Annotated in this window: 25 protein-coding genes and 1 pseudogene; 7 read left to right on the forward strand and 19 right to left on the reverse strand. The window is 71.4% G+C overall.

Annotation, left to right across the window (positions count from 1 at the left end; genetic code table 11):
- Positions 1 to 9: 9 nt before the first annotated feature.
- Positions 10 to 519 (reverse strand): general stress protein, encoded by a 510-nt coding sequence (locus ACR2FV_RS07735; protein WP_434015115.1) that lies wholly within the window; start codon positions 517 to 519, stop codon positions 10 to 12.
- A gap of 398 nt (positions 520 to 917) precedes the next feature.
- Between ACR2FV_RS07735 and ACR2FV_RS07740 the strand changes: the two genes are divergently transcribed.
- The 3 genes from ACR2FV_RS07740 to ACR2FV_RS07750 are packed head-to-tail and all read left to right on the forward strand — an operon-like array spanning position 918 to position 3,972.
- Positions 918 to 2,219: a magnesium transporter MgtE N-terminal domain-containing protein gene (locus tag ACR2FV_RS07740; protein ID WP_434015116.1), complete on the forward strand. Its 1,302-nt coding sequence runs from the start codon at positions 918 to 920 to the stop codon at positions 2,217 to 2,219.
- Positions 2,212 to 2,811 (forward strand): DUF1003 domain-containing protein, encoded by a 600-nt coding sequence (locus ACR2FV_RS07745; RefSeq protein ID WP_434015117.1) that lies wholly within the window; start codon positions 2,212 to 2,214, stop codon positions 2,809 to 2,811. The genes ACR2FV_RS07740 and ACR2FV_RS07745 overlap by 8 nt, the downstream gene beginning before the upstream one ends.
- 21 nt (positions 2,812 to 2,832) lie before the next feature.
- The gene (locus ACR2FV_RS07750) at positions 2,833 to 3,972 is read left to right on the forward strand and encodes an Mrp/NBP35 family ATP-binding protein (protein WP_434015118.1); all 1,140 of its coding nucleotides are present in this window, start codon (positions 2,833 to 2,835) and stop codon (positions 3,970 to 3,972) included.
- A 204-nt stretch (positions 3,973 to 4,176) separates the two neighbouring features.
- On the opposite strand, the gene ACR2FV_RS07755 is transcribed toward ACR2FV_RS07750, so the two are convergent.
- From ACR2FV_RS07755 to sigE, 3 genes are read right to left on the reverse strand one after another with little or no spacing between them, the layout of a single operon-like run.
- Positions 4,177 to 4,608, reverse strand: a complete 432-nt coding sequence (locus ACR2FV_RS07755; RefSeq protein WP_434015119.1) for a twin-arginine translocase TatA/TatE family subunit — start codon at positions 4,606 to 4,608, stop codon at positions 4,177 to 4,179.
- A gap of 6 nt (positions 4,609 to 4,614) precedes the next feature.
- A complete protein-coding gene (locus ACR2FV_RS07760; RefSeq protein WP_434015120.1) occupies positions 4,615 to 5,886 on the reverse strand; it encodes a S1C family serine protease in 1,272 nt (423 codons plus the stop codon).
- Between the two features lie 50 nt (positions 5,887 to 5,936).
- On the reverse strand, positions 5,937 to 6,551 hold the full coding sequence (sigE, locus tag ACR2FV_RS07765) for an RNA polymerase sigma factor SigE (protein WP_434015121.1): 615 nt from the start codon (positions 6,549 to 6,551) through the stop codon (positions 5,937 to 5,939).
- A gap of 120 nt (positions 6,552 to 6,671) precedes the next feature.
- On the opposite strand from sigE, the gene ACR2FV_RS07770 reads away from it, so the two are divergent.
- Positions 6,672 to 7,304, forward strand: coding sequence for an O-methyltransferase (locus ACR2FV_RS07770; protein WP_434015122.1), 633 nt, complete (start codon positions 6,672 to 6,674; stop codon positions 7,302 to 7,304).
- A 78-nt stretch (positions 7,305 to 7,382) separates the two neighbouring features.
- On the opposite strand, the gene ACR2FV_RS07775 is transcribed toward ACR2FV_RS07770, so the two are convergent.
- Entirely contained in the window at positions 7,383 to 7,550 is a 168-nt protein-coding gene (locus tag ACR2FV_RS07775) for a DUF3117 domain-containing protein (protein WP_434015123.1), read from the reverse strand.
- Between the two features lie 136 nt (positions 7,551 to 7,686).
- Between ACR2FV_RS07775 and ACR2FV_RS07780 the strand changes: the two genes are divergently transcribed.
- The gene (locus tag ACR2FV_RS07780; protein WP_434015124.1) at positions 7,687 to 8,490 is read left to right on the forward strand and encodes a PaaX family transcriptional regulator; all 804 of its coding nucleotides are present in this window, start codon (positions 7,687 to 7,689) and stop codon (positions 8,488 to 8,490) included.
- Positions 8,487 to 9,275, forward strand: coding sequence for an enoyl-CoA hydratase/isomerase family protein (locus ACR2FV_RS07785; protein WP_434015125.1), 789 nt, complete (start codon positions 8,487 to 8,489; stop codon positions 9,273 to 9,275). The genes ACR2FV_RS07780 and ACR2FV_RS07785 overlap by 4 nt, the downstream gene beginning before the upstream one ends.
- Positions 9,276 to 9,304: 29 nt before the next feature.
- Here the strand turns inward: ACR2FV_RS07785 and ACR2FV_RS07790 are convergent, their stop codons facing one another.
- Genes ACR2FV_RS07790 through ACR2FV_RS07810 form a run of 5 tightly spaced genes read right to left on the reverse strand, consistent with a single transcriptional unit; the run spans position 9,305 to position 12,638 of the window.
- Positions 9,305 to 10,522 carry a hypothetical protein gene (locus ACR2FV_RS07790; RefSeq protein ID WP_434015126.1) on the reverse strand — a complete coding sequence of 406 codons (1,218 nt, stop codon included), beginning with the start codon at positions 10,520 to 10,522 and terminating at the stop codon, positions 9,305 to 9,307.
- Positions 10,519 to 11,184, reverse strand: coding sequence for a DNA-3-methyladenine glycosylase I (locus ACR2FV_RS07795; protein WP_434015127.1), 666 nt, complete (start codon positions 11,182 to 11,184; stop codon positions 10,519 to 10,521). The genes ACR2FV_RS07790 and ACR2FV_RS07795 overlap by 4 nt, the downstream gene beginning before the upstream one ends.
- Positions 11,181 to 11,615, reverse strand: a complete 435-nt coding sequence (locus ACR2FV_RS07800) for an SRPBCC family protein (RefSeq protein ID WP_434015128.1) — start codon at positions 11,613 to 11,615, stop codon at positions 11,181 to 11,183. The genes ACR2FV_RS07795 and ACR2FV_RS07800 overlap by 4 nt, the downstream gene beginning before the upstream one ends.
- Positions 11,602 to 11,898, reverse strand: a complete 297-nt coding sequence (locus tag ACR2FV_RS07805) for a DivIVA domain-containing protein (RefSeq protein ID WP_434015129.1) — start codon at positions 11,896 to 11,898, stop codon at positions 11,602 to 11,604. Before ACR2FV_RS07805 ends, ACR2FV_RS07800 begins: the two co-directional genes overlap by 14 nt.
- Complete coding sequence (locus ACR2FV_RS07810; RefSeq protein ID WP_434015130.1) at positions 11,895 to 12,638, reverse strand: TIGR00730 family Rossman fold protein; 744 nt, start codon at positions 12,636 to 12,638, stop codon at positions 11,895 to 11,897. The genes ACR2FV_RS07805 and ACR2FV_RS07810 overlap by 4 nt, the downstream gene beginning before the upstream one ends.
- 74 nt (positions 12,639 to 12,712) lie before the next feature.
- Here ACR2FV_RS07810 and ACR2FV_RS07815 point away from each other — a divergent pair, with 74 nt between their 5' ends.
- Positions 12,713 to 13,540, forward strand: a complete 828-nt coding sequence (locus ACR2FV_RS07815; protein ID WP_434015131.1) for a hypothetical protein — start codon at positions 12,713 to 12,715, stop codon at positions 13,538 to 13,540.
- A 113-nt stretch (positions 13,541 to 13,653) separates the two neighbouring features.
- On the opposite strand, the gene ACR2FV_RS07820 is transcribed toward ACR2FV_RS07815, so the two are convergent.
- The 9 genes and pseudogenes from ACR2FV_RS07820 to ACR2FV_RS07860 form a co-directional block, all read right to left on the reverse strand.
- Positions 13,654 to 14,088 carry a hypothetical protein gene (locus ACR2FV_RS07820; RefSeq protein ID WP_434015132.1) on the reverse strand — a complete coding sequence of 145 codons (435 nt, stop codon included), beginning with the start codon at positions 14,086 to 14,088 and terminating at the stop codon, positions 13,654 to 13,656.
- Positions 14,054 to 15,337: a citrate synthase gene (locus tag ACR2FV_RS07825; protein ID WP_434015133.1), complete on the reverse strand. Its 1,284-nt coding sequence runs from the start codon at positions 15,335 to 15,337 to the stop codon at positions 14,054 to 14,056. Before ACR2FV_RS07825 ends, ACR2FV_RS07820 begins: the two co-directional genes overlap by 35 nt.
- Before the next feature lie 76 nt (positions 15,338 to 15,413).
- Positions 15,414 to 15,740 (reverse strand): ferredoxin, encoded by a 327-nt coding sequence (gene fdxA / locus ACR2FV_RS07830; protein ID WP_434015134.1) that lies wholly within the window; start codon positions 15,738 to 15,740, stop codon positions 15,414 to 15,416.
- Positions 15,741 to 15,813: 73 nt separating this feature from the next.
- Positions 15,814 to 17,622, reverse strand: a complete 1,809-nt coding sequence (locus tag ACR2FV_RS07835) for a VanW family protein (RefSeq protein WP_434015135.1) — start codon at positions 17,620 to 17,622, stop codon at positions 15,814 to 15,816.
- 27 nt (positions 17,623 to 17,649) lie between these two features.
- Positions 17,650 to 18,159 (reverse strand): flavin reductase family protein, encoded by a 510-nt coding sequence (locus tag ACR2FV_RS07840; RefSeq protein WP_434015136.1) that lies wholly within the window; start codon positions 18,157 to 18,159, stop codon positions 17,650 to 17,652.
- A complete protein-coding gene (gene mshB, locus ACR2FV_RS07845) occupies positions 18,149 to 18,982 on the reverse strand; it encodes an N-acetyl-1-D-myo-inositol-2-amino-2-deoxy-alpha-D-glucopyranoside deacetylase (RefSeq protein ID WP_434015137.1) in 834 nt (277 codons plus the stop codon). Before mshB ends, ACR2FV_RS07840 begins: the two co-directional genes overlap by 11 nt.
- Entirely contained in the window at positions 18,979 to 20,913 is a 1,935-nt protein-coding gene (gene typA, locus ACR2FV_RS07850) for a translational GTPase TypA (RefSeq protein ID WP_434015138.1), read from the reverse strand. Before typA ends, mshB begins: the two co-directional genes overlap by 4 nt.
- A complete protein-coding gene (locus ACR2FV_RS07855; RefSeq protein WP_434015140.1) occupies positions 20,886 to 21,077 on the reverse strand; it encodes a hypothetical protein in 192 nt (63 codons plus the stop codon). The genes typA and ACR2FV_RS07855 overlap by 28 nt, the downstream gene beginning before the upstream one ends.
- A 100-nt stretch (positions 21,078 to 21,177) precedes the next feature.
- Positions 21,178 to 21,384 (reverse strand): annotated as a pseudogene (locus tag ACR2FV_RS07860) (NUDIX domain-containing protein); the annotation flags it as partial.
- Positions 21,385 to 21,540: the final 156 nt, after the last annotated feature.

Genomic DNA, 21,540 nt, shown 5'->3' on the forward strand with positions numbered 1-21,540 from the left:
CACCGGTCGTCAGCGGGACGTCGTGCCTGCGGGCATCGAAGCCAGCAGGTCGCGCGCCTGCTCGGCGAACTTGTGCTCGGTGAGCACCTCGTAGCGCGTCGCCACCACCTGGGAGACGGACGTGAAGTCGCGTCGTCCCCGGGTCAGCGCGTAGCCGATCAGTGCCCAGACCAGACCGAAGACGGCGCCGTAGCCCACACAGGCCACGACCGTGGTCAGGGCGTCGTCCGACGTGGCGAAGAGCGCAAAGATCAGCCCCACGAACAATCCCAGCCAGATCCCCGACAGCAACCCCCCAGCGGCGGCCCGCCCGGCGCTCAGCCGACCGGTGACCCGCTCCACCTGACGCAGGTCGGTGCCGACGATCATGCAGTTCTCCACCGGGAAGTCCTCGTCCGAGAGGTAGTCCACGGCGCGCTGCGCCTCCTCATACCGCTCGAACACCCCCAGCGACTTCGGGTAGTTCAGCGTCAACCCGACCCGGTGGCCCGGCTTGCCCGTTGGCATGGATGCGCTCACGACCCCAGTTTGCCACCTGGGACCGGCCCCTACCTCCCCGGTGGTCGCCGATGATCAGGTCCCCGGGCCACCACACCGACAGAGCCTCCGCGCGGCAGGACCGGCGGAGGCTCGCGGTATGCGGTCAGTCGCGACGCGCTCGTCGACGCGGCTTCACCGGACGACGCGCGACGTCGCCTGCGGGGTCGTGGCGGAAAGCGCGACCTGCGCTGGGGATGTAGACGATCCCGGACGGGATGGCCATCGGTATCAAGACCTTTCGAGTTCTGTGCAGATGACGGACAGTCATATCAGCGATGAGATGAACCCCGTCATTCCCGGTGGTCTCGGTGATCTGCCTCACTCGACGGTCGCTGCGCGTCCACCGGCGAGGCCCATCCGGTCGGTATCCTGCAGCGGTGAGCACCTCCCGCGTCTTCGTCGCCCGCCTCAACGGGCTGAGTGTGTTCGACCCGTTGGGGGACGAGGTCGGCCGGGTGCGTGACATCGTCATCGGGACCGCCAGGCGGGCCACCCAGCCCTCTCCCCCGGTGTTCGGACTCGTCGTGGAGATCCCCGGCCGTCGGCGGGTGTTCGTGCCGATGACCAGAGTGACCAGTGTGGACACCGGGCAGATCATCACCACGGGCCTGGTCAACATGCGTCGCTTCGAGCAGCGCCGAGGCGAGACCCTCGCGCTGGCCGAGCTGCTGGATCGGCGCATCACCGTGGGCAACGACAAGGACGACGACAACCCGTCGGTCCCGGCCACGGTCGTGGACCTGGCGCTGGACCTGCAGCGCAACGGAGAGTGGTGGGTCACCAAGGCCTTCTGCCGCAAGGGCGGGGCACCGGAGCGACGCCGTGGCCTGCGGCTGGGCCGTCGCAGCGGAGAGACCGTCCTGGTCGACATCGACCAGGTCAGTGGTCTGTTCCTCACCGGTCCGGTGCAGGCCGCCGACGCTCTCCTGGAGGCCTACGAGGGGCTCAAGCCCGTCGACCTGGCCGAGGCGATGCACGACCTGTCGGCCAAGCGACGCAAGGAGGTCGCCGATGCCCTCGGCGACGACCGGCTGGCCGACGTCCTGGAGGAGCTGCCAGAAGACGACCGGGTGGAGGTCGTGAGCACCCTGGACATCGAGCGCGCCGCCGACGTCCTGGAGGTCATGCAGCCCGACGACGCCACCGATCTGATCTCCGAGCTGCCGGATGCCCTTGCCGAGCTGCTGTTGCAGCGGATGGAGCCCGACGACGCCGCGCCCATCCGCCGGCTGCTGACCTACGAGGAGGACACGGCCGGCGGCATGATGACCACCGACCCGATCATCCTGGGACCCGACGCCAGCATCGCCGAGGCCTTGGCGGTGGTCCGCCGCGAGGAGGTCTCCCCCGCGCTTGCCTCGCTGGTCTTCGTCGCCCGACCACCGCACGAGACCCCCACCGGCAAGTACCTCGGCGCCGTGCACATCCAGCGGCTGCTGCGCGAGCCCCCGCACGAGGCGATCGGCGGCATCGTGGACAGGGCCATCGACTCCGTCGGGGCGCAGACCTCGCTCGCGGTGATGACCCGTCAGCTCGCGGCATACAACCTGGTCGCCCTGCCGATCACCGACGCACAGGGTCGACTGCTCGGGGCCGTCAGCGTCGACGACGTGCTGGACCACCTGCTGCCGGAGGACTGGCGCGAGCGGGACCGCACGGGCGAAGCAGCCGATGTCTGAGCCGACCACCGGGCAGCGCCGGTCCTCCCGTTCGGTCGCCCGGCCGGGGGTCCGCCACCAGGCCGACCGGTTGGACCAGCCGATGGTGGCGCCCCGCCGTCGGCTGAGACGCCCGCAGATGGACCCGGACACCTTCGGCCGGTTCGCCGAGGGGTTCGCCCGCTTCATGGGCACGGCACGGTTCCTGGCCTACATGACCGCCTTCGTCGTGGTGTGGCTGCTGTGGAACACCCTGGCGCCCGGCGGTGTCCGGTTCGATCCCTACGCCTTCATCTTCCTGACGCTGATGCTCAGCCTCCAGGCCTCCTACGCTGCGCCGTTGATCCTGCTCGCGCAGAACCGTCAGGCGGACCGTGACAAGGTGATGATCGAGCAGGACCGCACCCGGGACGAGCGGGCGCTGGCCGAGACCGAGTTCCTCACCCGTGAGGTGGCCTCCCTGCGCATCGCGCTGCGCGACACCGCAACCCGTGACTTCGTCCGCTCCGAGCTGCGCAGCCTGCTGGAGGACATGGAGGAGCGCGGGCTGCGAGTGGTGAGCAGCGAGCAGGATCGCGACCAGGAGCCGCGGGGGGCGGACGGCCCCGGCTGAGCCGCGACCTACGATGGGGGCATGCCCACCCCTTCGCCCGATGCCCTGCACGCTGCCCTCGCGGGCGTCAACGACCCCGAGATCGGTAAGCCGATCACCGAGCTCGGCATGGTCGAGTCGGTCGACTCCGACGACACCGGGGCGGTGCGGGTGACGGTGCTGCTGACCGTGCCGGGTTGCCCGATGAAGGAGACCATCACGCGCGAGGTGACCGCTGCGGTCTCGCAGGTGGCGGGGGTGAGCGGGGTGCAGGTACAGCTGGGGGTGATGAGCGATGAGCAGCGCTCCGGACTGCGCGACCAGCTGCGCGGCGGGGCCCCGCAGAAGGAGATCCCGTTTGCTCGGCCCGACACACTGACCAGGGTGTATGCCGTGGCCTCCGGCAAGGGCGGCGTCGGCAAGTCCTCGGTCACCGTCAACCTTGCTGCCGCGATGGCCGAGCAGGGACTGGCGGTGGGCGTGGTCGATGCGGACATCTACGGCTTCTCGGTGCCGCGGATGCTGGCCGTGACCCACCCGCCGACCCAGGTGGACGACATGATCATGCCCCCGGTGGCACGTGGTGGTGTGAAGGTCATCTCCATCGGCATGTTCGTGCCGGGCAACCAGCCCGTCGTCTGGCGCGGCCCGATGCTGCACCGAGCGATGCAGCAGTTCCTCGGCGACGTCTACTGGGGCGACCTCGACGTGCTGCTGCTCGACCTTCCCCCCGGCACCGGCGACATCGCCATCACCGTGGCCCAGCTGTTGCCCAACTCCGAGCTCATCGTGGTCACCACGCCACAGCAGGCCGCCGCCGAGGTGGCCGAGCGGGCCGGGGCGATCGCCCTGCAGACCCACCAGCGCCTGGTGGGCGTGGTGGAGAACATGTCCTGGCTGGAGCTGCCTGACGGCTCGCGCCAGGAGATCTTCGGCTCCGGAGGCGGGCGCACCGTGGCCGACTCGCTGTCCCGCTCGATCGGCGCCGAGGTGCCGCTGCTGGGTCAGATCCCGCTGGACGTCGCGGTGCGCGAAGGCGGTGACCGCGGAGTGCCCGTCGTGCTGGGCCAGCCCGACTCCGCCGCGGCCACCGCGCTGCGCGCGATCGCCCGCCAGCTCGCGGGGCGGGGCCGGGGCCTGGCCGGGCGCAAGCTCGGCATCACCCCCACCGCCCGGGTCTGACCGCGACTGGTGCACGATCTGGATCACTGGTGCCCTGCGCGCGCGGTGCACCAGTGTGCGACATCGGGCACCAGTGCGAGCCGCCTGCTGGGTGAGGCCCGTGTTCTCCGCCCGGGCGCTCCTGCCGATGTGCGCGCCGACGCGTCCGAGGAAGGTGCGGTTGGCGCGCACAACGGGCGGTGGGGTAGCCGCAGACCGAACGACTCAGGTGGCTTCGGTGTCGAAAGGGGTCGGCGCGCCGGGGTCGTGCTGACGGGCCGGTCGCCCGGACCGGGTCCGGGTCGGCCGGGACACCTTGGCCTCGGAGCGCTCGACGGGCCGCATGCCGGCTGCCTCGGCCGTCGTGACGGTGCGCCGCCCGCCTGCTGTTGAGCTGCCCTGGTTCGGAGCGGCCAGGGCGTCCCGCACGATCCGCCTCGGGTCGTACTGCCGCGGGTCCAGCTGCTGCCAGTTGACGTCGTCGAAGGCCGGCCCCATCTCCTCCTTGATCTGCGACTTGGCTCCCTCGGCCAGATCACGCAAGGACCGCACCGCCTGGGCCAGCTTCGCGGCATACTCCGGCAGTCGGTGGGGACCAAGGATCACGACCGCCAGCACCAGGAGCAGGAAGATCTCGGTCGCCTGCAGGTTAAACACCGGTGCTCACTCGCTGGATCCCTGCAGCGTGATCGAGACCGTGCGCTCAGTGCCGTCCGAGGAGCGCAGGAGCACCTGCACCGTGTCGCCCACCCGGTGCGAGCGCAGCTGCACGATCAGCTTGCTGCTGTCCTCGATGGGCTCGTCGTCGATCTTCAGGATGACGTCGCCGGGCTGCACCCCCGCTGCCTCGGCGGGGCCGCCCGGGATGACCGGCTCCACGTCGCCGGTCGCCTCGGGCAGCACCCGGGCACCCTCCCCGCTGTACTCCACGTCGACGTGGATGCCCATGACCGGGTGCTCACTGGTGCCGGTCTCGATCAGCTGGTCGGTCGTGCGCTGTGCCTGGGCGGCGGGAATCGCGAACCCCAGGCCGATGCTGCCGGCCGGACCGAGACTCCCCCCGCCGGGCAGCTGCGCGATGGCGGAGTTGACCCCGACGACCCGGCCGGACAGGTCCAGCAGCGGGCCACCGGAGTTGCCCGGGTTGATCGCGGCGTCGGTCTGGATGGCATTGATGTAGGTCGTCGTCGCGACGTCGCCGGCCACGACGGGACGGTCAAGAGCCGACACGATGCCCGAGGTGACGGTGTTGTCCAACCCCAGCGGCGCGCCCACCGCCACTACAGGCACGCCGACCTGCAGGGTCTCGGAGTCGCCGAACTGCAGCACCGGCAGTCCCGCACGGTCGACCTTGAGGACCGCCAGGTCGTAGGAGGGGTCGGTGCCGACCACCTCTGCCGGCGCCGAGTCCCCGTCCGTGAACTCCACGGTGATGTCACCGCCGTCGGCACCGGCAGCTATGACGTGGTTGTTGGTCACGAGATAGCCGTCGGGACGGATCACGAACCCCGAGCCGACGCCGTCGCCGTCGCCGCCCTCCACAGAGATGAAGACCACGCTGGGCAGGGTCATCCGGGCGATCCGGGCCACCGGGGCGCCGTCGGAGCCGGAGGCCGCCACCGGGAACGCCTCGGTGACGACCGGCTGACCCGACGACCGACTCAGCTGCTCCACGGCATACCCTCCGGCCAGTCCACCACCCAGCCCGGCCAGCAGGGCCACGAGCACCACCGCCGGCGCCCGGGACACCCGGGGCCGGTGCGTCTGCGGGGGTGCGTAGGGCCCCGTCGGCGGCGGATTCCAGGCAGCGGAGTCCCGCACGGTGGCCTCGGGGGTGGCGGGGTCCCACGTCGAGGAGTCCCAGCCGGACGGCTCCCGGGTCAGCGGTGCCGTGCGCTCGACCGGTATCCCTCGGGTCGGCTCCTCGTGGGGCATAGCCCGATTGTGCCTGACGCGCGCCGGGACCGTGCAGCCTGGCGGCGAGCTCAGCCCAGGACCGGCAGCGCCGGACCGGTCCGAGCCGGGCGGGTCGCCCGTGCGGGCTCGCGGTGCGCCAGGGCCTGGCGCAGCTGCGCACGCCCCCGGTGGATGCGTGAGCGGACCGTGCCCAGCTTGATGCCCAGCGTCTGCGCGACCTCCTCGTAGGAGTAGCCCTCGATGTCGCACAACACCACGGCCGCCCGGAACTGAGGAGCCAGGGCGTCCAGCGCCACCTGGATGTCCGCGTCGAGGTGGGTGCGCTCGAAGATCTCCTCGGGGGTACGGCTGCGGGAGGGCAGCCGTGCGGCGAACTCATCGGTCAGCGCGTCGAAGCGGATCCGCTGCTTGCGCCGGACCCGGTCCAGGAAGAGGTTGGTGGTGATCCGGTGCAGCCAGCCCTCGAAGGTGCCGGGACGGTAGGAGTCCAAGGAGCGGAAGACCCGCACGAAGACGTCGTGCGTGAGGTCCTCGGCGTCGTGCGGGTTGCCGGTCAGCCGGTAGGCCAGGCGGTAGACCCGCGCGCTGTGCTCACGGACGATGTCATCCCACGACGGCGGCTGCCACGGCTCGCCGGTCGAGCCCGGCCTCACGTCGGGCTCGGTGGTGATGGTGGTGTCCATCGGTTCCGACCTCCACGGTTGGCATCCGCCGCGGGATCAACGACGGAACACCATGGTGGCACCGCATCCTGGGTGTTGGCTGGGCGACCTGATCACGGTGCGACCACTAGGCTGAGGCCCATGGCAGCACAACGGATGGCCTCGTGGACCTACGCCGAGCATTTCCCCTCGGTCTCCGACATCATCGACCAGGCGACCCGCACCGCCGAGGAGCTGGACGCCGACCCGGTGCCTGCCTCGGTCGGCAGTCTGCTGCGGATGCTGGCCGCGTCGGTGCAGGCGGCCCACGTGGTCGAGATCGGGACCGGAGCAGGCATATCCGGTCTGTGGCTGCTGGGCGGCATGGCCGACGACGGCGTGCTGACCTCGATCGACCTCGAGCCGGAGCACCAGCGGTCGGCCCGACGAGCCTTCGCCGCAGCCGGGGTCGCTCCACAGCGCACCAGGGTGATCAGCGGCGACGCCAACCAGGTGCTGCCCCGGCTGACCGACGCAGCCTACGACCTGGTCTGGATCGACGCCGACGTCGCCTCCTACCCCGTCTACGTCGAGCAGGCGATGAGACTGCTGCGCCCCGGCGGCCTGTTGGCAGTGCACCACATGCTGGGTGCCGACAAGGTCGCGGACCCGGCGGCCCGGGACGCCTCCACGGTCACCCTGCGCGACCTGGGCAAACAGCTGCGCGCCGACGAACGACTCGTCCCCGCGTTGGTCGCCGCCGGGGACGGCCTGCTGGTGGCAGTGCGCCGCTGAGGGTCGGCCTGCTGGTGGCAGCAGTGCGCCGCTGAGGGTCGGCCGCTGCGGCTCCACCGGCAGCGCCGGTCGGCCGCCTCAGCCCAGGCACTCCTTGATGGCGTCGCCCAGCGCACCCGCCTCGTCGGCGTTCATCTCCACGACCAGGCGGCCGCCGCCTTCCAGTGGCATGCGCAGGACGATGCCCCGACCCTCCTTGGTCACCTCCAGTGGACCGTCCCCGGTGCGCGGCTTCATAGCTGCCATTGACGAACCTTCCTCCTCGGACGCGGCCGAGCCGCAGACGCTGCATCGCCTGGGTGCGACACAGCGGACTACCAACAAGTCCCATTATCTCCTCATCCGGCGCACTCCTCATAATCTGTCGGGCACACTGGGGCGGGTGCGGGCACGGGCGGCGGTCTTCGACCTCTACGGCGATCACCTCGCCGAGTCCGGCTACTGGGCCCCCATCGCCGCGGTCGTCGCGCTCACCGACCGCTGCGGGAGCCGGCCTCCGGCAACCCGGACCGCCGTCTCGCGGATGGTGGCGCAGGACTGGCTGGGTGCGGACCGCCGGCACGGCGTGCGCGGGTATGCCGCCACGACCGCCGGGCGCGAGCGGCTCCGCCGGGCCTGGCACCGGATCTACGATCCGGGCGCGGCCTCCTGGGACGGCCAGTGGCACCTCGTGGTCGTCGAGCCACCCGATGAGCGGGTCGCCCGCGCCCGGCTGCAGTCATCGATGACCTACCTCGGCTACGGCCGACTCGCCCCCGCCAGCTGGGTCGGTCCGCACCGCAACACCGAGCTGCCCGGCGTGCTGCGCAGTCTCGGGGTGCGCTCCACCGACATCCTGGGAGGCTCTCAGCGCAACCCGGTGGAGCTCGTGCAGCAGGTGTGGGACCTGGGCGACCTGGCCACGGCATACCGCGACTTCATCCGCACCGTCCCGGATCGCGCCCTCGCGGCGCAGCTGTCCCCGCGCGACGCCTATCCGGTGCGCACCCAGCTTGTCCACCGGTGGCGCAACTTCATGTTCCGCGATCCCGGCCTGCCTGCAGAAGTGCTCCCGTCGGACTGGCCGGGTCACCAGGCCCGCGAAGGTTTCCTGGACGTGGCACAGTTGCTGCTCCCGGCTGCCCGCACCTACGTCTGCTCCGCCCTCGTCGAGGCCGGGGCACCCCCGATCAGGAGGACCTCATGACCGGACCGGTGAGCAGCACCCAGCAGGACGGCGTGCGGACCATCACGCTCCAGCGACCGGAGGCGATGAACGCCCTGGACCTGGCCACCAAGGAGGCCCTGCTGAGCGCGGTGCGCGAGGCCGCGGCCGACCGCTCTGCGCGCTGTGTGGTGCTCACCGGCTCCGGGCGCGCCTTCTGCGTCGGCCAGGACCTCAAGGAGCACGTCACCCTCATGCAGCAGGACCCGGCCCAGGTATGGAGCACCGTGCGCGAGCACTACAACCCGGTCATCGAGCTGCTCGCCACGATGGACAAGCCGGTCGTCGCTGCCGTCAATGGGGTCGCGGCCGGCGCCGGGGCGGCGCTGGCCTTCGCCGCCGACCTGCGCTACGTCGCCGACACCGCCGGCTTCAACCTGGCGTTCGCCGGGGTGGCGCTGTCCTGTGACTCCGGCTCGTCCTGGTCGCTGCCCCGGCTGGTCGGCATGGCCAAGGCCAAGGAGCTCCTGCTGCTCCCCCGCACCGTGCCCGCCGCCGAGGCCGTGGAGCTCGGTCTGGTCACCGAACTGGTGCCGGCCGCCGAGCTGGCCGACCGGGTCCGCGCGGTGGCCGCGCAGCTCGCCGCAGGGCCCACCCTGGCCTACGGGGCGATGCGCCGTGCCCTGGCCTTCTCCGCGGGATCCTCGCTCCCCGCGGCGCTGGCCCACGAGGCCGACCTGATGGACCGCACCGGCACCAGCGCGGACCACCAGCGGGCCGTCGCCGCCTTCCTGGCCAAGCAGACACCGGAGTTCCGCGGCGAGTGAGCCCGGCTCCCGGTGGCCGGTCGACCGCGTCACGGCGGGTAGTCGCTGGGCGGCTCGAAGCGGAAGAGCTCCCAGGACCACCAGACCTGCCAGCCGACGAACAACACGGCGATGGTCAGGGTGCGCACGACCAGCAGCCAGCCCGGGGAGCCTGCGGCCCGGGCACCCCATCCGGGGCGGCCCCCCCCCATGAGCAGCACCAGCAGCGGGAACAGCGGCAGCAGGTAGCGGTAGATGCTGGTCCACGGGTCGAGTGCTGCGGCAAGATAGATCGGGTAGGCCAGACACCAGGTGCGCAGCTCCACGCCCAGCCCGGCGGCCCAGGGGCCGAGCACGACCACGAGCAGCAGGAGCGCGAGCGCCAACAGCGCGGTCGGCCCGGCTACTTCGCCGAGGAGGAGCTGGCTGACCTCGAACGTCGGGACGAAGGCCGTGATCGGCTCGCCACCGCGCCAGGCGGACATGGTGACCGGGTAGCCGTCCCGGCGGCCGGTACTCCACCACACGGCGACCGGCCAGATCAGCCCGGAGACCCCGCAGGACACCAGGGTGGCCAGCATGCCGAGCACCTCGCCGCGGTGCAGCGGCCGCTGGTCGCGGGCACGCCACCGCCACAGCACCGCGACGAGGGCCACCAGACCCAGCGGCAGCGCGATCGGCCGGGCCAGGCCGGTCAGCAGGGCCACCGCGGCGGCCCACCACCAGCGACGACGCACCAGCAGCCACAGCACCGTGCCCAGCAGCAGCAGAGCCAGCGACTCGGTGTAGGCCACCTGGAGAGCGGGTGCGGCCGGGAACGCGCCCAGCAGCGTCACTGCGCCGAGTGCTGCGGGCACACCGACTCGCTCCCGCAGCAGACCCGCGATGACCAGCGCCGCGGCATACCCCAGGACCGTGGCCAGCACGGGGGCTGCCACTGCGAAGGGCCACCCGCTGAGCTCCATCAGGCCACGGGCCAGGTAGGGGAAGACCGGGTAGAAGGCCCATTCGTTCTGGCGCACCTGCCCGAGGAAGTCCACGGGCAGCTGCGCCGGGTAGCCCTGGGTGGCGATCCGCTCGTACCACCCGCCGTCCCACAGGGTGGCCACCTCGAAGTAGCGAGGGACCTCCCCGGAGAAGATCACCGGGTCCTGCTCGGTCTGCGCGATCCACACCAGGATGACCGTGGTGATCGCGCGCAGGACGGTCCAGACCAGCAGGACCGCGACGACGAAGGGCAGCGTGCGACCCGCCGCTCCTCGGATCACCCTGCGCCCCCGGTCCTCGGCGCGGGCCTCGGGTCGCCGGCTCCCTCGGCGACCGCGCGGAAGCACCCGCGCAGATGGTCCTGCACCACCCCGACCGCCTGCATGGCCGCGTAGACCGTGGTCGGCCCCAGGTGTGCGAACCCGGCCTTCTTCAGCGCTCTGGCCAGTGCTGCGGACTCCGCAGTGTGCGCCAGCACCTCCGCGAGCCGGCGCGGACGCGTCTGGCGGGCCGGGCGGGCGGACCAGACCAGGGCCTCCAGACCGCCGGACTCCCGCAGCGCCAGGGTGGCCCGCGCGCCGGCGATCGTGGCCTCGATCTTGCGCCGGTTGCGCACGATGGAGGCATCCCCCAGCAGCGCCTGCACCTGCGCCGGCCCGTAGCCGGCGACCACCTCGGGATCGAAGTCGGCGAAGGCGGAGCGAAACGCTGCCCGCTTGCGCAGGATGGTCAGCCAGGACAGGCCGGACTGGAACGCCTCCAGGCTGAGCCGCTCGTAGAGGGCGTCGTCGCCGTGCACCGGCCGGCCCCACTCGTGGTCGTGGTAGTGGCGGTAGTCCGCGTGCTCCAGCCCGGGCCAGGGGCAGCGGGCCAGGCCGTCGGCCCCCACCACGACGTCGGCAGTCGGCTCCGGGCCGCCCCCGTCCGTGGGGTCGGCGCTCATCGCTGCTCGGCGCGGGCGATCATCCGGTCCACCGCAACACCGAACACGACCTTGTTGCCGGGATCGAGCACCTGGCCCAGCAGCCGCCCCACCGGCGCGGGCCGGACCACGATGCGCTCGCGCCACACCAGCCGGGTGTCCGGTCCGTCGGCGCTGAGGTGTAGCTCGGCCCAGCCGTCGAGCACCGGGCCCCGCTTGTCGATCCGGAAACCCGCTCCGGGCTCCCAGCGGGTGACCTCCATCCGGTCGACCAGCCGCAACGGACCGACGCCGGTGCGACCGGCGAAGCGCCAGCCGATCCCGATCGGACCCGACTGCGCCTCGATCGTGGTCAGCGGAATGTAGTCGCCGTGCGCGCGGAAGTCGGCGACGACCGCGAAGACCCGGTCCCGGTCGGCACGCACCGTGCGCACCACCTCAAAGGTGCCCATCGTGCTCCTGCCCCCGCAGCCGGGCGATCTCACTGTCCCGGTCGGCGAGCTCGCCGGCCAGCCGGTCGAGGATCTGGTCGACCTGACTCATCCGGTAGCCGCGCAGCACCTGGTCGAAGCGCAGGTCGGCGACATCGGCACCGCGTAGCGGTCCCTCCGGCACGCCGGGGAAGGACTCGGTTGTCACGGCCGCTTCGACACCCGGGGTGGGGACCCGCTGTAGCACCACCGCAACCCACACGCCGACCAGCAGGACGACGAGCACGACGAGGACGATGATCACGGCTCGATGGTGCCATGCCGGGCTGCGACGATCCGCTGGACTGCGTCCTGCGGGTCATCCGTGAGCTGGATCAGCTCGAGGTCGGCGGCCGAGACGGTGCCACCGGCTGCCAGGGTGGTGCGCACCCAGTCCAGCAGCGGCCCCCAGAAGTCGGTGCCGAGCAGCACGATGGGGAACCGGGTGACCTTGCCGGTCTGCACCAGCGTCACCGCCTCGAACAGCTCGTCGAGGGTGCCGAAGCCGCCCGGCAGGACGATGAAGCCCTCGGCATACTTGACGAACATGGTCTTGCGGGCGAAGAAGTAGCGGAAGTTGATCCCCAGGTTGACATGGTCGTTGAGGCCCGTCTCGAAGGGCAGCTCGATGCCCAGGCCCACCGAGGTGCCGCCCGCCTCGCCGGCTCCCTTGTTGGCCGCCTCCATCGTGCCCGGGCCGCCGCCGGTGATCACGGCATACCCTGCGGCCACCAGCGCTGCCCCGACCTGCTCGCCCAGGGCGTATGCCGGGTGGCCCGGGCCGGTGCGGGCGGAGCCGAACACGCTCACAGCCGGCCCGAGCTCGGCCAGCGCGCCGAAACCCTCGACGAACTCGGCCTGGATCCGCATCACCCGCCACGGGTCGGTGTGCACCCAGTCGGCGGAGTCCCGCGAGTCCAGCAGGTGCTGGTCGGTGGTGCTGGCCGGCACTCTGCGCCCGCGCAGGGTCACCGGCCCCTTGTGGTAGTCCTTGGCTGCGTTCACCCACCCGACGCTAGCCGGTCGGGCAGGCCCCGAGGCTGAGCGGGGCGCTCCCGCGGCGCGGTTAGAGTGCCCCCGTGGCCTCCCCCAGACGTACCCTCACCGCGCTGGCACTGGTCTGCGTGGCAGCCGCCGGTGGGGTCGTCGGTGCCCGGTGGGCGGTCCAGGAGCTGCGCGACCCGGTCTGCGCGGTCAGCGCCGTCGACCGCACCGAGCAGTTCACCCCCGAGCAGACCGCCAACGCCTCGACGATCAGCATGGTCTCGGTGCAGCGCGGCCTGTCGCCGCGCGCCGCCAGCATCGCGCTGGCCACCGCCATCCAGGAGTCCAAGCTGCGCAACATCTCCTACGGCGACGCGGACTCCCTCGGCCTGTTCCAGCAGCGGCCCAGCCAGGGCTGGGGCACCGAGGAGGAGGTCACCGACCCGGTGCACGCCGCCGGCGAGTTCTACGACCGGCTGGTGCAGATCGAGGGCTGGCAGGACGCAGTGATCACCGAGGTGGCCCAGAAGGTGCAACGCAGCGCGTTCCCTGAGGCGTATGCCGATCACGAGTGGGAGGGCCGGGTGCTGGCCTCGGTGCTCACCGGGGAGACCCCGGCGGGTCTGACCTGTCAGCTGGACGCCCCCAGCGAGGTTGGCGACGCATCTGCCACGGCCGACAAGGCGGCCCGGCAGCTCGGCTCCTCCGCGCAGGTCGACGGCGACCGGCTCACCTTCACCGCCGCCGACCGGTCCCAGGCCTGGGCCGTGGCCTCGTGGGCGGTGGCGCACGCCGAGGCCGAGCAGATCGTCTCGGTGCGGGTGGACGGCCGCGCCTGGGACCGCGAGACCGAGCCGATGACGTGGGCCGCGGATGCCGGCGCCCCGGACGCCACGACCGTCGAGGTCCAGGTCGCCTCCTGATCCGGAGCTGCCCGTGCACACGGTGCCGAGTGTCACCATACGCACAGGGATAGCGCTTGCACTGGGTGCAGACGGTGCCGAGTGTCACCATATGCACCGACCCTCTCGCGTGGTCAGGACTCCGGGACGGACTGCAACGTCGCCGAGGTCTGCTCGGTGCCGACCGTGCACGTGAAGGTGTACGTCTGACTGGTGCTGACGAGCTCTCCAGCGCCGCCCGAGGCGATGTCGAGCGCCACCGCGCCGCCCCCGTCCGTCACCACAAGGTCTCCCGGTCCGATCAGATCGAATCGGTGCGTGCCCGGCGCCACGTCGGGACGGTTCAGGGCGCACCCGTCCAGCACGACCTCCAGCCCCGCGGTCGCGGGGTCCGGCGCAGGGTCGCCGAAGCAGCCGCTGAGAACTCCGCCCCCGATGCCGACGGCGCCTAGGGCGAGCGCCCGGCCAAGAGCTCGTCGTCGCGCTAGGCCGAGAGCTCGTGGCCTCGCCGGGCCCGCCACGTCGCGCGGTGGCTCAGCGGTCCTGCGCCGGGGTGTAGTCGCGCGCACCGTAGCCGGTGTAGAGCTGGCGCGGGCGACCGATCTTGGTCTGCGGGTCCTGCACCATCTCACGCCACTGCGCGATCCAGCCGGGGAGCCGGCCGATGGCGAACAGGACCGTGAACATGTTGCTGGGGAAGCCCATCGACTCGTAGATCAGCCCGGTGTAGAAGTCGACGTTGGGATAGAGCTTGCGCTCCACGAAGTAGTCGTCCTCCAGCGCCGTCGCCTCCAGCTCCATGGCCAGGTCGAGGGTCTCGTTGGTGCCGAGCTTGGACAGGATCTCGTGGGCGGTGTCCTTGATGATCGCGGCGCGCGGGTCGTAGTTCTTGTAGACCCGGTGCCCAAAGCCCATCAGCCGGACACCCTCCTCCTTGTCCTTGACCTTGCGCACGAACTCCTTGACGTCGCCGCCGGAGGCCTTGATGTCGTCGAGCATGCCCAGCACCGCGGAGTTGGCCCCGCCGTGCAGCGGACCCGACAGGGCGTGGATGCCGGCGGAGATCGAGGCGTAGAGGTTGGCCTCGGAGGAGCCGACCAGCCGCACCGTCGAGGTGGAGCAGTTCTGCTCGTGGTCGGCGTGCAGGATGAACAGCAGGTCCAGGGCCTTGACCAGGTCGGGGTCCAGCTCGTAGTGCTCCGTCGGCATCCCGAACGTCATCCACAGGAAGTTCTCGACCAGGTTGTAGTCGTTGTTGGGATAGAGGAGCGGCTGCCCCTGACTCTTGCGGAAGGCGTAGGCGGCGATCGTGGGCAGCTTGGCCAGCAGCCGGTAGGTGGAGAGCTCGACCTGTTCGGGATCGAACGGGTTGAGGCTGTCCTGGTAGAAGGTGCCGAGCGCGGAGACTCCCGAGGAGAGCACCGGCATCGGGTGCGCGTCACGCGGGAAGCTCTCGAAGAAGTGCTTCATGTCCTCCACGAGGAGCGTGTGCTTGCGCAGCTTGCCGTCGAAGGCGGCCAGCTGCTCGGCGCTGGGCAGCTCGCCGTGGATCAGCAGATAGCTGGTCTCCAGGAAGCTGGAATGCTTGGCCAGCTGCTCGATGGGATAGCCGCGGTAGCGCAGGATCCCCTCGCCGCCGTCGATGTAGGTGATCTCGGACTGGCACGAGGCGGTGTTGACGAACCCGACGTCGAGGGTCACGTCCCCGGTCGTCTTCAGCAGCTGGGAGATGTCGAGGCCGTTGTTGCCCTCCTTGGCCGGGACGACCGGGAGCTCGAGGTCGTGCTCACCGTGACGGAGCGAGGCGTGGTCGGTCATGCGTTCCTCCTGATCGCGCCCCTTCGTCGGGGCGGCTTCGGGGCGGTCGGAGCGCGGGTGGGATGGCCCGCGCCACTTACTCGTCGTGGACCTGAGGGGGAAGGTCGGCGATGAGCGGGTGGTCCTTGGGGATCACGCCGAGCTTGGCGGCGCCCCCTGGGCTGCCCAGGTCGTCGAAGAACTCGACGTTGGCCTTGTAGTAGTCGGCCCACTGCTCGGGGGTGTCGTCCTCGTAGTAGATGGCCTCGACCGGGCAGACCGGCTCGCAGGCTCCGCAGTCGACGCACTCGTCGGGGTGGATGTAGAGCGAGCGCTCCCCCTCGTAGATGCAGTCGACCGGGCACTCCTCGATGCAGGCCTTGTCCTTGAGGTCCACGCAGGGCTGGGCGATCACGTACGTCATGGCTCCCAGTATGCCGTGCCACCGGGCTGCTTCGGAACCGGCCCCGGAGGCTCTCCCGGAGTAGCCCTGGGGCTCAGCGGCCGCCGCCCGCCGTGCAGGTGACCCCGGGCGAGGGCTGGTATGTCGTGGTGTAGGGCTCGGTGCGCACGACGTCGCCGGACCTGGACAGCGTGCGGGTGACGGTGATGGTGAAGCCCTCCACGGCGCCCTGGTCGAGGCAGTCCTGCGAATCGTCGTCGAACTCCTTCGGCGCCTCGACGTCGCGCCGCTCGCCGGTGGTGGTCTCGACGCGGAACTTCCGGTCACCCCAGAAGCGCATCACGATCTCATCGCCCTCCAGGTAGGTCTGGATGACAACGGGGCTGTTCGTGTCGTTGGTCCACCGGTTGTCGATCTGCCCGACCGAGATCGTCGCCTCGCGGCCCACGGGATAGCGGGAGATGTAGTAGGAGTGCGGGGTGAACTCATCGAGCTCCAGCCCGGCGAACCAGGCGGTGTTGAGCACGGTGGTGGAGACCTGGGACAGCCCGCCACCGATGCCCTCGACCAGCCGGCCGTCCCGGATCACCCCCGCATCGACATACCCCCGGTCGGTGGAGATGGGGGCAAGGGCGTCGGCCAGACTGAACTGCTTGCCCGGCAGCACGACCATGCCGTTGAGGTAGCGCAGCCCCACCCGGATGTTCTCGGTGCGTGCCTCGTTGTCCGGGCCGGTCGGGAACTGGCTCGTGAACTCGGCCATCACCGAGTCCACCCGCCACTCGGCGCTCTCGGCGGCGGTGATGTCGGGCTTGGTCTCGAGCGTGCGCACGGTCACGACGCGCCCGTCCACCTGTGCCGTGCCCGGCGCCGCGCTGGTCGCGGCGGCATCGTCGGGCCCAGCGCGCGAGGAGATCCCGAGGACCTGGTGGACCCCGGCCAGGACCGACCCCTCGTCGAGGGCGATGCCGACTTGCCCCGGGATGATCTCGGGCACCCCCCCGTCGGAGAGCTGCACGGAGGCGTCCCGCGGAGGCCGCTCGACGGCGGCAAGGGAGTCCCTCGCCAGGTCGACCAGGCCCTGGTCGTCCATGGTCAACCGGAGCGTCGCCTCCCCGGGTGTGTCTCCATCCTGCTGCACCGTGAGCAGCCGGGACAGCTGGTTGGGGCTCAGCCGCGCCCGCGCGTCGTCGGCCACGAGGTCCACGGGACTGGCCAGTGCCGGCTCGGCGACGTCGTTGACGAAGGTCTGGACCTGGCCGGTGGTCAGGACCGGTCGCAGCTCGGTCAACACCGCCTCGACCGCGGGCTCCTGGGGCCACTGCTGGGCCACCTGCTCGGCCGTGGCGGGGACGTCGACCTCGTGGCCCTCCTCGGGGCGGGTTGCGCTCACCTGACCTTGGCTGAGCACCACCTGCCCCTCGACGGGCTCCAGCGACAGCCCGGGGGCGACCTCGGCCAGGGCCGCCTCGAGCCGGCCCTGCTCGACCTCGGTCTGCAGGTCCAGGGTCCGGCCCTCACCGGTGACCTGCGCCCACAGGTTGCGCGGGTCGAACGAGACTCCGGTGGTGCCGCCGAGGGTGGCGTCGTAGTCGGCGCTCAGCCCCGCCTGCGCAGGATCGAGCTGGGCCTGCTCTCCTTCGGCGGTGACGACGACGGGCTCCCCGGTCAGCCCGGACAGCTTGTCACCGAGGACCTCCTGGGCGTCCTGCCTGCTCAGCGTGCCGACGTCGATCCCCTCCACGGTGGTGCCGCTGGGGATCCGGTCGCCGAAGAAGTAGGCCAGCGCGACGTAGCCGCCGACGAGCACCACCGCCGCGACGAGCAGTCGCAGCACGATCCCCGTCCACTCGCCACGGCGTGACTCCTCGGGGACGGGGTCGCTGGGTCGCTCGTGGTCCACGGCTGGATCCTCGCAGGTGTGATGAGCTCAGGGCAGGGCGGAGTAGGTTCCTCGGAAGTGTACGAGAGCGGGCCCGGCGGTCTCGGCGCTGACAGCATGCAGGACCGCCCCCACCACCAGGCTGTGGTCACCGGCCGGGTGCATCGCCACGGTGCGGCACTCCAGGGTGGCCAGGGCACCGTCGAGCAGCGCCACGCCACTGTTCCCCCGGTGGTGGGGCACCCGGTCCAGCTGTCCGTGCAGCGGCCGCCCAGGGGTGGCGAACCAGTCGGCCAGCCCTCGCGAGGTCGCCGGCAGCACGCTGATCCCCCAGACGCCGGACTCCGCCACCGCCTCGTGCCAGCGCGCCTCCTGGGCCACGCTGAGCACCATCAGCAGCGGGTCCAGGGACACGCTGGTCAGCGAGTTGGCGGTCATCGCGTGGTCGTGCGGCCCGGCGAGGGTGCTGGCCACCACGACGCCGGTGGCGAAGCGCCCGATGGCGCGCCGGTAGGCGGTCTCGTCGGCTTCGCTCGGGGCCGGCGGGTCAGTGGTCATCGCGCCACCGGGTGTAGCCCTCCCGGTCGGGGAGTCTGGCGGCGATGTCATTGCTCAGAGCGTAGTAGCCGTCGTGGACGCTGACCTGGGTGCGGTGGTGACGCAGCGCCGCGTCGCGCAGCGCCACGGCCTCGGGTGCGACGAGCCGGTGCTCGACCCGGTCGTCGGGCACGACGGAGGGCGGGCACGGGTCGTCCGGTCCGGGCACGGTCAGCGGCGTGTCTGCGGGCACGTGCTCGGCGAGCCAGCACCGGTCCTGGGCGACCCACGACCGCGGGGTCAGCACGACATACAGGGCGGGGCGCGACGGTGCGGGCAGGGAGGCGAGCGCCGCCACAGTCACCCGGTGGGTCTGGATGTGGTCGGGGTGGCCGTAGCCGCCGTGCGGGTCGTAGGTCAGCACGACGTCCGGCGCGATCGCCCGCACCTGCTCGGCGAGCAGCCCGGCTGGCTCAGTGACGTCGACTCCGGCGAAGGCCCGCGGGTGCTCGGCGGCCGCGGAGCCGGCCATCCCGCTGTCCCGCCACCGGGGGCGCTCCCCACCGAGGTAGGCGTGCTGCACACCCAGGGTCTGCATGGCCCCCATCAGCTCGGTATGCCGGTGCGGGGCCAGCTGGTCGCTGCCCTCCAGGTGCGCCAGCTCGGGTGGGATGATCTCACCCTCCTCGCCGAGGGTGCAGGTGATGACATGCACCTCGTCGTCCAGCAGCCGATGGTGCGCCAGTGCCACCCCTGTGGCCAAGGTCTCGTCGTCTGGGTGGGCGTGCACGGCGAGCAGCCGGATGCCCGGGTCGCCGGGCGCGGGAGCCTGGTCCGCGGTCACGACCGCTTGGCGCGTGCGGCGGACCGGGCGCGCTCGGACGCGCCGAGTACCACCTTGCGGATGCGCACCGCGTCGGGTGTCACCTCGGCGCACTCGTCCTCGCGGCAGAACTCCAGCGACTGCTCCAGGCTGAGCAGCCGGGGCGGCACCAGCCGCTCCAGCACCTCGGCGCCGGCGGAGCGCACGTTGGTCAGCTTCTTCTCCCTGGTGATGTTGACGTCCATGTCGTCGGCGCGGGAGCTCTCGCCGACGACCATCCCCTCGTAGACCTCGGTGGTCGGCGCCAGGAACAGCGTGCCGCGCTCCTGCAGGTTGAACATGGCGTAGCTGGTCGCCACCCCCGTGCGGTCGGAGACCAGGGAGCCGGACTGCCGGGTGCGGATGTCGCCGAACCACGGGTGGTAGCCGTCGAAGACGTGGTGGGCGATGCCGGTGCCGCGGGTCTCGGTGAGGAACTCGGTGCGGAAGCCGATCAGCCCCCGCGAGGGCACCACGAACTCCATCCGGATCCAGCCGGTGCCGTGGTTGACCATCTGCTCCATCCGGCCCTTGCGGACCGCCAGCAGCTGGGTGATCGTGCCCAGGTGCTCCTCGGGGGTGTCGATGGTCAGCCGCTCGACCGGCTCGTGCAGCTTGCCGTCGATCTCGCGGGTGACCACCTGCGGCTTGCCGACGGTGAGCTCGTAACCCTCACGGCGCATCTGCTCGACCAGGATGGCCAGGGCCAGCTCGCCGCGGCCCTGCACCTCCCAGGTGTCCGGTCGCTCGGTGGGCAGGATCCGCAAGGACACGTTGCCGACCAGCTCCTTGTCCAGGCGGTCCTTGACCAGCCGGGCGGTGACCTTGGTCCCCTTGGCGCGTCCGGCCAGGGGCGAGCTGTTGGTGCCGATGGTCATCGAGATGGCCGGCTCGTCGACGGTGATCAGCGGCAACGGCCGGGGGTCGTCGGGGTCGGCAAGGGTCTCCCCGATGGTGATCTCGGGGATGCCGGCGATAGCGATGATGTCGCCCGGTCCGGCCTGCTGCGCCGGGTTGCGGTCGAGGGCCTCGGTCACCAGCAGCTCGGTGATCTTGACCCGCTCGATCGACCCGTCCCGACGGCACCACGCGGCCTGCTGGCCCTTGCGGATGGTCCCGTTGCGCACCCGGCACAGCGCCAGCCGGCCCAGGAACGGCGAGGAGTCCAGGTTGGTCACGTGGGCCTGCAATGGTGCGCCCTCGACATACGTTGGCGCGGTCACCGTCTCCAGAAGGGTGGCGAACAGCGGCTCCAGGTCGGGCCCGTCCGGCATCTCCCCGGCGCCGGGGGCGCTCAGCGAGGCGCGGCCGGCCTTGGCGGAGGAGTAGACGATCGGGAAGTTCAGGGCGGCCTCGGCGGCCTCGGCGGCCGCATCGCCGGGGCTGTCCTCCAGCAGGTCCATGAACAGGGCGTAGACGTCGTCGACCACCTCGGCGATCCGGCTGTCCGGCCGGTCCACCTTGTTGATGCACAGGATCACCGGCATCTGCGCAGCGAGGGCCTTGCGCAGCACGAACCGGGTCTGCGGCAACGGGCCCTCCGAGGCGTCAACCAGCAGGACGACGCCGTCGACCATCGACAGGCCGCGCTCCACCTCGCCGCCGAAGTCGGCGTGACCGGGGGTGTCGATGATGTTGATCGTCACACCGTCGGGGGCGTCGTGCTGCGCAGCGGAGGGCCCGGCATACCGGATCGCGGTGTTCTTGGCCAGGATCGTGATGCCCTTCTCCCGCTCCAGGTCACCCACGTCCATGACCCGGTCGACGTCCTCACCGCGCTGGTCGTCGAAGGCGCCGGACTGCCGCAGCATGCCGTCCACGAGGGTGGTCTTGCCGTGGTCGACGTGGGCGATGATCGCGACGTTGCGCAGATCGGTGCGGATGCTCAGCGGAGCCAGGGACGGTGCAGACATGGGGCAAGTGTCTCAGCCGCCGGTCGGTGCTCTCGCATGGTGCCGGCCAGAGCCTCGACCAGGGCCGTGTTGGTGCTCAGCCACGGGACGTCCCACAGATCGTCCAGGGTCAGCCAGCGCAACACGTCGTGGTCCTGGAGCGGATGCGGTGCGCCCTCCTCCACCTGGGGCCCACCACACCCGCATCCGTAGCCCATGGGTGAGCGGCCAGACGTCGTCGTCCGAGTCCCCCGACGGCTCGGGCACCGGCGCGCCGAGACGGACCCGGACGCCGAGCTCCTCGGCGAGCTCGCGGTGCAGCGCCTGGAGCGGCTCCTCACCGGTCTCGACCTTCCCGCCGGGCAGCTCCCACCGCCCTGCGAGGTGGGGCGGGGCGGTCCGCCGGGCCGCCAGCAGCCGGGTCGGGCGGGCCAGGTGGTCCACCAGCGCGGCGGCCACGACGAGCGTGTCGTCGAACGGTCGGGGCGGCATACCGGCAGTGCTATCACGCTCTGGCGCACCGGTCCGTCCGTCCTGGCCACGGGCGGGGATCCGCTCAGGTCACGGTTGGGTCACGTTCGTGGCCCGGCACCCCTCACCGGCGCTCTGGGATGGGTACATTGCCCCTCAACCGGCGGCGTGCTGCCG

Source organism: Ornithinimicrobium sp., from assembly GCF_051004135.1.
GTDB lineage: Bacteria > Actinomycetota > Actinomycetes > Actinomycetales > Dermatophilaceae > Ornithinicoccus.